The following is a 9,063-nucleotide window of genomic DNA, read 5'->3' as shown; positions in this document are numbered from 1 at the left end:
TTGTTCGGAGAATCCCTAACGGAACCGTTAGGTGCCCTTTCTTTGCTTATGGCGTAATCAAGCTACTCAGTTATCCGTGTAAGACAGCGTCTCAACGATACCGCTCAAGCCAATGCGCGTAAGGTGCAGGCAATGTCCACGATGCGCTCTCCACCCCAAGCTCTTTGGCAGCGAAGTAGGCCCAGTGCGGATCTGCCAGATGCGCACGCCCCACCGAAACCAGATCGAGCTGGCCTGATTTGACCGACTCTTCAGCCAGCTGCGGCGTGCCGAAGCCCCAGGCCGAGGTCACGGGAATACCCGCTTCACGGCGTACGCGCTCGGCAACGGGTCCCATGAATGCAGGGCCCCACGGAATGTTGGTGTCCGGAATGGTGAAACCGACGCTGACGCTCAGCAGATCAAGACCGCCGGCCTTGAAACGGCGCGCCAGCTCAATGGATTCGCTGAGGGTTTGCTCGTCGCGTCCGTCGTATTCGATGACGCCGAAACGGGCGGTCAATGGCAGGTGTTCCGGCCAGACTTCACGCACCGCGGCCAGGGTTTCCAACAGGAAACGGCTGCGGTTGTCGAAGCTGCCGCCGTAGGCATCGGTACGCTGGTTGGAATGTTCGGAGAAGAAACTCTGGCCCAGATAACCATGGGCGAAGTGCAGCTCGACCCATTCGAAGCCGGCTTCCAGTGCGCGGCGCGCTGCATTGACGAAGTCCTGTTGAACGCGCGTGATGTCGTCCAGGGTCATTTCACGCGGGACTCTAGGCAGGTTCTCACCAAACGCGATGGCGGACGGCGCGATGGTTTCCCAGCCACGAGCATCGGACTGGGCAATGTGATCGTCGCCTTCCCACGGACGATTGGCGCTCGCCTTACGGCCAGCGTGGGCGATCTGGATACCAGGAACGGACCCGGCAGCCTTGATGGCTTTGACGACGGGAACGAATGCCTGGGCTTGCTGGTCATTCCAGATACCGGCGCAGCCGGGTGTGATCCTGCCTTCAGGTGCTACTGCGGTCGCTTCCACCACGACCAACCCCGCTCCACCACGCGCCATGCTGGCCAGGTGAACGTGGTGCCAGTCGTTGATGACGCCTTCGTCTGCGCGATATTGGCACATCGGCGGGATGGCAATGCGGTTACGCAGGGTGACGTCCTTGAGCGTGTAGGGTTGAAACAGCGCTGACATAAATATCTCCAGATGCGGCAAAATACGATTGTTCGATAGTATTCGAAATATAGCGCTGATTGAACCCCCTCGTTATCATGCCGCCCATGCGAACCCTCAAACATCCCGAACCCGATGCCTTCACCCTCGACCGCGTGCTCTACGCGTTGAGCGATCCCGTGCGTATGGAGATCGTCCGCCATCTCGCGGGCGTTCCAGAAGCAACGTGCGGCGAGCTGTGTGGCGAAAGGCCCAAGTCCAGCGCCTCGCATCATTTTCGGGTGCTGCGTGATGCCGGGCTGGTCCGGACCCGTAACGTAGGCACGACACACATGAATTCGCTGCGTAGCGACGAGCTTGAAACTCGTTTCCCAGGGCTGTTGGCGACGATTCTTCAGCAGTTGGGATAGGGTTCTGACGCAGCAACCGCAACGGCCTCGTTTCCGAGGCCGAGCGTCTCTCGTCAGTGCGCAGCGTCGGGTTTGACCGTTGGCTGGGTTGCAGCGGTCTGAGGATGTTTCATTGTTTCGATCTCGCGATCAGCAACCGCCTGATCGAACGCGCCGTCCCACTTGGCGATGGCGATTGTGCCAATACCGTTACCGATCAGGTTCGTGACAGCACGCGCTTCATTCAAAAAGCGGTCAACGCCTAACAGCAGTACCAGCCCGACCAGCGGAATGTCCGGGATCACCGACAGCGTGGCAGCCAATGTCACAAACCCCGCACCGGCAACACCCGCCGACCCTTTCGACGTCAGCAGCAACACGCCAAGTACGACCAGTTGATCGGCCAGGGTCAGTGGCGTGTTGGTGGCCTGAGCCACGAAGATCGCCGCTATGGTGAGGTAAATGCAGGTGCCATCCGAATTGAATGTGTAGCCGGTTGGCAGCACCATCCCGACCACCGAACGCTTGCAGCCCAGTTGTTCGAGTTTGACCATCATCCGTGGCAACACGGCTTCGGTTGAACACGTCCCGAGCGTGATCAAAATCTCGTCCTTGAAGTAGCGCAGGAAGGTGAGCAGCGGCACGCCCGACCAGCGAGCAATCGACCCCAGCACAACCACGATGAAAAACAGCGTGGTCACATACAGCGCCAGCATCAGGTGGCCGAGCGACACCAGCGTGCCGATCCCGTATTTACCGATCGTGAACGCCATGCCTGCGCCAGCACCAATCGGCGCGAGACGCATCACCATGGCCACGATACGAAACAGACTTTGCAACAGCAGGTCGATGATGTTCACCAGCGGTTTGCCCGCTTCACCCAGCTGCACCAGCGCGATGCCCATCAATACGGAAATGAAGATCACCTGGAGCATGATGCCTTTGGCAAACGCGTCCACAAGGGTGGTAGGGATAATGTTCATGAAGAAGCTGACGGCACCGCCCTGCGACTCGGCGGCCTGGGTATAGCCCTTGATCGCATCGACATTGAGGGTGCTGACGTCGATGTTCATGCCGTCTCCGGGCTTCATCAGGTTCACGACCACCAGCCCGATGACCAGCGCCAGCGTCGAGACGATCTCAAAGTAGATCAACGCCTTGCCGCCTGTACGGCCGACCTCTTTAATGCTGCCCATCTTGGCGATGCCGACCACCACCGTGCCGAAAATGATCGGCGCGAGCAGCATCTTGATGAGTTTGATGAACCCGTCGGCCAGAGGCTGGAGCCTGGCACCGATGTCGGGAATCAGGTAGCCGACAAGACCGCCAATGACGATGCCTATCAGAACCTGGACGTACAGAAGTTTGTACCAGCGTGTGGCTGTGTTCATGGCTGTACCTCAGTGTTGTTTTTGTATGAGGACAAGCGCGGCCCTGTCGTGGAGGGCCGCGTCATGATGAAAACCGATCAGCCTTCGCCGAGTTCTCGCATCACCTTGTAGAGCTCGGATTTGGCCTCGAAGCCGACCCCCGGAATGTCCGGCAGCCCGACGTAGCCGTTCTCGACGCGAATGCCGTCGGCGAAGCCACCGAACGGCTGGAACACATCCGGGTACGACTCGTTACCCCCCAGGTGCAGGCCCGCCGCAATGTTCAGCGACATCTGATGACCACCATGCGGAACGACCCGGCGCGACGACCAGCCCAGTTCCTTCATGACGTCCAGCGTGCGCATGTATTCCACCAGCCCGTACGACAGCGCGCAGTCGAACTGCACGTAATCGCGGTCGGGGCGCATGCCGCCGTGACGCAGCAGGTTACGGGCGTCCTGATGAGAGAACAGGTTTTCACCAGTCGCCATCGGCAGTTCGTAATGATTGGCGAGCTCAGCCTGCAGCGCGTAATCCAGCGGGTCACCGACTTCTTCGTACCAGAACAGGTTGTACTGCTTGATGGCCTCGGCGTAGGCAATCGCGGTCTTGATGTCGAAGCGCCCGTTGGCATCGACCGCCAGCCGACGGCCGTCGCCTACCACCTCGAGCACGGCTTCGATACGACGAATATCTTCATCCAGCGGCACCGCGCCGATCTTCATTTTTACTACGTCGTAACCGCGGTTCAGGTAGCTCTGCATCTCGGCTTTGAGCCTGGTCTGGTCTTTGCCAGGGTAGTAGTAACCGCCCGCTGCATAGACCCAGACCTTGTCGTCCGCCACACCATCGCGATAGCGGTCGGCCAGCAGGCGATAAAGCGGCTTGCCTTCGATCTTGGCCACGGCGTCCCAGACCGCCATGTCGATGGTCCCCACGGCCACAGAGCGCTCACCATGCCCGCCTGGCTTCTCGTTCGTCATCAGGGTTTTCCAGATGGCGAAGGGGTCGAGGTTGTCGCGCTCTTTATCGACCAGCGTCTCGGGGTCCGCCTCGCTGATACGGGCCAGGAAACGGTCACGCATCAACGCGCCCTGCCCATAGCGACCGTTGGAGTTGAAGCCATAACCGATCACCGGTTTGCCGTCACGAATCACGTCAGTGATAACGGCGACAACCGAGCACGTCATTTTGGAAAAGTCGATGTAGGCATTGGCAATGGGTGATGCGATGGAAACCGTTTTTTCACGAATTTCGACGATGCGCATGGGGAAGCGTCCTCTCTGATTATTATCCCCGGAACCCCGGGTTGGTAGGAGCGGACTGTAGGGCTGGACGCGAAATCGGGGCCAATGCTATTAATGCAGCACCCTATGTGTACAAGGCATCACCCATGGAACTCGTGTGGCTGGAGGACTTCAACGCCCTTGCCGAGAGCGGAAATTTCTCACGTGCCGCCGATGCGCGGCATGTCACCCAACCCGCATTCAGCCGCCGGATAAGGGCGCTGGAAAGCTGGGTCGGCGTTGAATTGTTCGAGCGCACAGCCCAGGGCGCGACGCTGACCGAAGCGGGTCAGAGCATGCTGGACAACGCCCGCGAACTGACCCGAAGGCTCTATCAGATGCGCGCCGACGTGAAGGAAGTCGCAGGCAAAGCCACCCGAACGCTGCACTTTGCCGCCACGCATTCGTTGTCGTTCACCTTCTTCCCGGCCTGGATCAGGCAGGTAGAAGACGGCGCGCCGATTGAAGGCATCCGGCTTCACTCCGACAACATGGCAGCCTGCGAGCAGCTACTGCTCAACGGTGAAGTGCAGTTTCTGATCTGCCACCAGTACCCCAACGTATCGCCCCGGTTCGATAGCAAGCAGTTCGAAAGTAAAGTCATCGGTGCGGACACCCTGCTCGCCTTGCAGTCGCCCGAATTGACGCCGGGCGCGTCTGTGCCTTTCCTGTCGTACACGGCAGAATCGGGCCTTGGGCGAATCATCGCGTCGTACTTGCAGAACAACCCTGATCATCCCCCGCTTGAAACCGTTTTCAGCTCCCACCTGGCCGCCGTGTTGCTGTCGATGGCGTTGCAGGCCAAAGGAATTGCCTGGCTGCCCGAGAGTCTGGCGGCACCTGAGCTGGCATCGGGGCGTTTGATTCACGGAGCGATTCCGTTGCCGAAGATCCAGACCGAGATCAGAATCTTCCGGGCGATGATCCCGCTGGGGGATTTTGCGGAGAAGTTCTGGGCAGGCCTTCAGAATTGATTGAAGGTGCCGCCCAGAATGCCAACCACTGAACTCTCCCAACCGTTGAACCGCGCTGAACGAACGCGCCCGGAAAGGACGCGCGCCGGTATCAGCTCATGACGGGTACGGCATTGATCGCCTTGGGAACGGGTGCTGCGATCGCGAAGAGATCATCGACCCGCTTCGTTTCCGCCGCACTGGGTTTGATGGCTAAGGCGCACGCGACGAAGATCAATGCGTTGAACACCAGGCCGATGATGCCACTGGTCAACGAGCCCAGCGCCGGGATGTCATCCGGGTAGAACACCGTCAGCACGATGGCGATCAGAATGCCCACGAGCATTCCGGCGATGGCGCCCTGCTTGTTTCCGTGGCGGGAAAAGATCCCGAAGAACAGCGGCACGGCCAGTTGAATGATGCCCTGATAGGAAATCTGCGCCAGCAACTGCAGCCGGGCGTAGTCGAAAGTCAGGTACGCCAGAACCGACGCGGCACTGATGAACACCACCATGCCGACCTTGGCGAGAATGGTTTTCTGCCGGTCGGTGCGCGGCGCGTTCCAGGTGGCCAGGTCGTTGGCGAACTGCGTGCCGCATACCTGCACACAGCCATCCACATGGCCGATGCTCGCCGCCAGCACGATCACGATCGCCAGCGCCAGCAACCACGGCCCGCCGATGTCGAACAGCGACAGGAACCAGCCGTGCTGCGGATGTGCGGCGACGTTGGGGTCCTGACTGATCGCGGCGGCGAACAGCATCAGAATGCCGTAGAACCCGGCGACCAGCAGAATGGTCACCAGCGTGCCTTTCTTCACCGACCGTACGCCGCTGGCGGTGTAGATGCGCTGAAAACTCATCGGCCAGCACATCGAGCCGATCACGCCGGTGAAAATCAGACTGAACATGTAGAGCGGGCCATAGGTGCTGCCCTCACCGCCCGGAATCACCAGCATACTGGCGGGCAACCGAGCGAGGTTGGCAAACGCCGCCTGATCACCGAACAGCAGCAGGATGCAAAGCGCGGCGCATAGCACATAGGCGATCAGGCCTTGATACATGTCGGTCATGATCAGCCCGCGCATCCCCATGCTCACCGTCCAGTATTGGCGGATCAGAATCACCACCACACCAACGGTCAGGCAGGTGGTAACGCCCCAGCGGCCGAAGCTGGCGAACTGAAACAGGGTGGCCAGTGCCTGGATGCCCATCACCACCCAGGGAAACACCGAGATGATGCCGATGACCGACGCGATGCGCTTCACCGCCGGGCTGTCGAAGCGCATGCCCAGCAAGTCGGGTTGCGTGGTCAGATTGAAACGTTTGCCCCAGGTCCAGGCGCGGTTGGCCATCAGGTACATGGCCGTGACACCGAGCGTCGCGTACACCATGCCGTAGAAACCCAGTGCGCCACCCACGGACAACGCGAAAAACGCGGTGAAGGTCGCGCCCGGCCACCATGAGTTGGTGTAGCACATCGCGATGTACCACGGCCCGTAAGACCGGCCGCCCACGGCGTAGTCAGAGAATGAATCACTCTTGCGATTGGTGGCGTACAGCACGCCGATCATGCCGGCCAGGAACAGCCCGATGAGGCCGAAAGTGATATAGAGGTCCGAACTCAAGGTCGTGCTGATCATTGTGCGCCCTCCTCTTCAGGAATCTCGCCACTGGCGGACTCGACCAGATAAAGCACCCAAAGGCCGAGCCCCATCAGCGCCGCGTTCAGCATCCAGTAGAAAATCGGCAGCGGAATACCCAGCACGACTACCGTACTGCCACTGACCTGTAAGTAGAAAGGCGGGAACAGCGCCATCATCAACAGTGCGAAAAAGTACACGCCAAACACGAGCGTTTTCACACGCCGTGGCTGCGCAATCGGAACAGTACTCATGGAGAACCCCTTGAATTTTGGATCTTGCGATTAATCGATCACGTTAAAACTCAAGCAGTAAAGGGATGACGCCTGTGCCCGATCTTCTTGCGGCCGGGTCTGGTGTTACGCACGTTCAGACCTGTCTGAGCCAGGTCTCCCAGCGCGGGTCATTGATGGCGGTGCGCGCCCTCATTTGCTTCCATGCGCCGTACTTGTAGAAGTCGAAATCCAGTTGCGAGACGGCCTGCTGCACCATCGCCCAGGTCGACCATTTGATGTCCGCCAGCGCCTTGTTCACCTTGATCCGCGCCAACGTCCGGTTGTCGACGCGACCGAAGTAATCCTCGATCAGTTCCAGCTCCACCTCATCGGTAAAGAACATCTCGCCAAACCAGAGAGCGAGTTCGTAATGGCGATCGTTGTTGGAGGCATATTCAAAATCCACCAGCCTGACCTGCCGTCGCGCATCGAGCATGAAGTTGCCCGCCAGTGTGTCGTTCATGCACGGCGCCAGGTCGATGCCGGAAGCCAGCAGGGCAGATTTCGCCCGCTCATATTGCAGGGCCAACCACGCACAGTCTTCGGGTTGCATCGCCTTGAGTTCGGCGACCTGGGCCTGATGCTCGGCAATCATGTCGAACACGGTCTTGGTCTGATTCAGCAGCGGCTGATCGTTGAAGGCCTTGAGCCCGAGCAGTGCATTGTGGCGTACGTCGCGCTGCAGGAAATCGAGGTTCGATGAGGCCCGCCAGCCTTCCATAAACTCGAACACCTCGACGCCGAACGCCTCCAGAAAGGCAAACACCGGCGCGCCGTATCCCGTCGCGGCGGCGGCAACGCTGGCGTCATGCGCGGTGCGACGGTCGATGAACATTTCGGTCCCGGCACCGGGGATTTTGAAGAAGTACGCGGTGTGCGCGCCCTCGACCTCGACGCGCCAATTGGTGTTGGAAATCCCGCCGCTGACCGGTCGATAGGCGATCTGTCTGCCATGCCACTGGCTGATGCTGGCGACGGCGGCTTCAAGCTGGTGCTCGTCGGCACTGACGGCATTTCCGAATCGTTTCATGTTCATTGCTCCTCAACCTGACGCAGCCAGCTTTCCAGTCGTGGGTCCCGAGTGCTTTGCAGACAGCGCAGAAACGTCCACTGCCCGAGTTTGGAAAATTCCAGCGGCCTGACCGACGTCGTGCCCGCCCAGAATCCCCACAACGTCCAGTACCAATCGTTGATCAGCGCGTACAAGCGGCAGACCGCGTAATCCGCTTCGCGGCAGTGGCCAGACCACGCGCTGATCGCTTCACGCCATTGCGCTTCGAACGGGAAAAGCTCGTTGAGCGTGATGGCGACGTCGTACCAGGCGTCCATGCAGCCGCCATAGTCGAAATCGACCAGCTTCAAGCTGCCGTCCTGCGCCACCATGACGTTACTGGCCACGCCATCCCCGTGGATCGGCATGGCCTGGAACGAACGGTTCTGCAGCGCACGCCATGCCATGTCCACACAGCGGTCGATCCACGCCTGCTCGGGCGGCAGCGCAACCCGGGCCATGGCGCACAGCACGCGCAGCCGCTGGATATCTTCCATCGGCGAGCGGACAAAATCCGGCGTGGCACCTGAGTGAACGGCCTGTTTCAACGCCCACAACGCCTCGATGCGTCCAGGTGCAATAAGCTCATCCAGCCGGGCGCAGCGCCAGTCGGCCGGGTTCAGTGCCTCGAACAGCAAAACGCCTCTGACGCTGTCCGCATAGATCAAACGAGGGGCTGCCCCGCTCTGCCCCGCACACTCGCTGGCCCGTGCGCTGAGCTCGATATCCATCAGTTCGGCCATGTCCGGCTGCAGCACCTTTGCGTAGTAGTCGACCCGACCATCCGTGACGTGATAACCCAGCCATTCAGTGGCCAGTCTGGATGGCGAGGCAATGCCTTGCGCCCCCTCGCGCACCGTCAAGTGCTCACCCAGCCCTGCGTTCGACAATGCCTGACGCAGGCGGTCCAGCGGTTCAGTTCCGTTAAGCATGGT

Annotated in this window: 9 protein-coding genes; 2 read left to right on the top strand and 7 right to left on the bottom strand. The window is 60.0% G+C overall.

From position 1 onward, the window contains the following. Window positions 1-91: 91 nt before the first annotated feature. Window positions 92-1,183, bottom strand: coding sequence for an NADH:flavin oxidoreductase/NADH oxidase (locus tag BZK31_RS02430; protein WP_083181159.1), 1,092 nt, complete (start codon window positions 1,181-1,183; stop codon window positions 92-94). An 86-nt stretch (window positions 1,184-1,269) separates the two neighbouring features. Here BZK31_RS02430 and BZK31_RS02425 point away from each other — a divergent pair, with 86 nt between their 5' ends. Further along, window positions 1,270-1,572: an ArsR/SmtB family transcription factor gene (locus BZK31_RS02425; RefSeq protein ID WP_083181160.1), complete on the top strand. Its 303-nt coding sequence runs from the start codon at window positions 1,270-1,272 to the stop codon at window positions 1,570-1,572. A gap of 53 nt (window positions 1,573-1,625) precedes the next feature. On the opposite strand, the gene dctA is transcribed toward BZK31_RS02425, so the two are convergent. Continuing rightward, a complete protein-coding gene (dctA, locus tag BZK31_RS02420; RefSeq protein WP_083181158.1) occupies window positions 1,626-2,942 on the bottom strand; it encodes a C4-dicarboxylate transporter DctA in 1,317 nt (438 codons plus the stop codon). A gap of 77 nt (window positions 2,943-3,019) precedes the next feature. Further along, the gene (locus BZK31_RS02415) at window positions 3,020-4,189 is read right to left on the bottom strand and encodes a mandelate racemase/muconate lactonizing enzyme family protein (protein WP_083181157.1); all 1,170 of its coding nucleotides are present in this window, start codon (window positions 4,187-4,189) and stop codon (window positions 3,020-3,022) included. A 125-nt stretch (window positions 4,190-4,314) separates the two neighbouring features. On the opposite strand from BZK31_RS02415, the gene BZK31_RS02410 reads away from it, so the two are divergent. After that, on the top strand, window positions 4,315-5,181 hold the full coding sequence (locus BZK31_RS02410) for a LysR family transcriptional regulator (RefSeq protein WP_083181156.1): 867 nt from the start codon (window positions 4,315-4,317) through the stop codon (window positions 5,179-5,181). 91 nt (window positions 5,182-5,272) lie between these two features. On the opposite strand, the gene BZK31_RS02405 is transcribed toward BZK31_RS02410, so the two are convergent. From BZK31_RS02405 to BZK31_RS02390, 4 genes are all read right to left on the bottom strand, one after another. Continuing rightward, window positions 5,273-6,802: a sodium:solute symporter family protein gene (locus tag BZK31_RS02405; RefSeq protein WP_083181155.1), complete on the bottom strand. Its 1,530-nt coding sequence runs from the start codon at window positions 6,800-6,802 to the stop codon at window positions 5,273-5,275. Continuing rightward, window positions 6,799-7,056, bottom strand: a complete 258-nt coding sequence (locus BZK31_RS02400; RefSeq protein ID WP_083181154.1) for a hypothetical protein — start codon at window positions 7,054-7,056, stop codon at window positions 6,799-6,801. Before BZK31_RS02400 ends, BZK31_RS02405 begins: the two co-directional genes overlap by 4 nt. Window positions 7,057-7,171: 115 nt before the next feature. After that, complete coding sequence (locus BZK31_RS02395) at window positions 7,172-8,107, bottom strand: choline kinase family protein (RefSeq protein WP_083181153.1); 936 nt, start codon at window positions 8,105-8,107, stop codon at window positions 7,172-7,174. Between the two features lie 2 nt (window positions 8,108-8,109). Further along, window positions 8,110-9,060 (bottom strand): phosphotransferase family protein, encoded by a 951-nt coding sequence (locus BZK31_RS02390; RefSeq protein ID WP_083181152.1) that lies wholly within the window; start codon window positions 9,058-9,060, stop codon window positions 8,110-8,112. Window positions 9,061-9,063 lie beyond the last annotated feature (3 nt).

It is taken from the genome of Pseudomonas floridensis (genome assembly GCF_002087235.1).
Lineage (GTDB): Bacteria > Pseudomonadota > Gammaproteobacteria > Pseudomonadales > Pseudomonadaceae > Aquipseudomonas > Aquipseudomonas floridensis.
This window is presented reverse-complemented; position numbering and strand designations above follow the sequence as displayed.

Coding starts and splice junctions, on each gene's coding strand:
- BZK31_RS02430 (WP_083181159.1), bottom strand. CDS start 1,183: ATGTCAGCGCTGTTTCAACCCTACACGCTCAAGGACGTCACCCTGCGT.
- BZK31_RS02425 (WP_083181160.1), top strand. CDS start 1,270: ATGCGAACCCTCAAACATCCCGAACCCGATGCCTTCACCCTCGACCGC.
- dctA (WP_083181158.1), bottom strand. CDS start 2,942: ATGAACACAGCCACACGCTGGTACAAACTTCTGTACGTCCAGGTTCTG.
- BZK31_RS02415 (WP_083181157.1), bottom strand. CDS start 4,189: ATGCGCATCGTCGAAATTCGTGAAAAAACGGTTTCCATCGCATCACCC.
- BZK31_RS02410 (WP_083181156.1), top strand. CDS start 4,315: ATGGAACTCGTGTGGCTGGAGGACTTCAACGCCCTTGCCGAGAGCGGA.
- BZK31_RS02405 (WP_083181155.1), bottom strand. CDS start 6,802: ATGATCAGCACGACCTTGAGTTCGGACCTCTATATCACTTTCGGCCTC.
- BZK31_RS02400 (WP_083181154.1), bottom strand. CDS start 7,056: ATGAGTACTGTTCCGATTGCGCAGCCACGGCGTGTGAAAACGCTCGTG.
- BZK31_RS02395 (WP_083181153.1), bottom strand. CDS start 8,107: ATGAAACGATTCGGAAATGCCGTCAGTGCCGACGAGCACCAGCTTGAA.
- BZK31_RS02390 (WP_083181152.1), bottom strand. CDS start 9,060: ATGCTTAACGGAACTGAACCGCTGGACCGCCTGCGTCAGGCATTGTCG.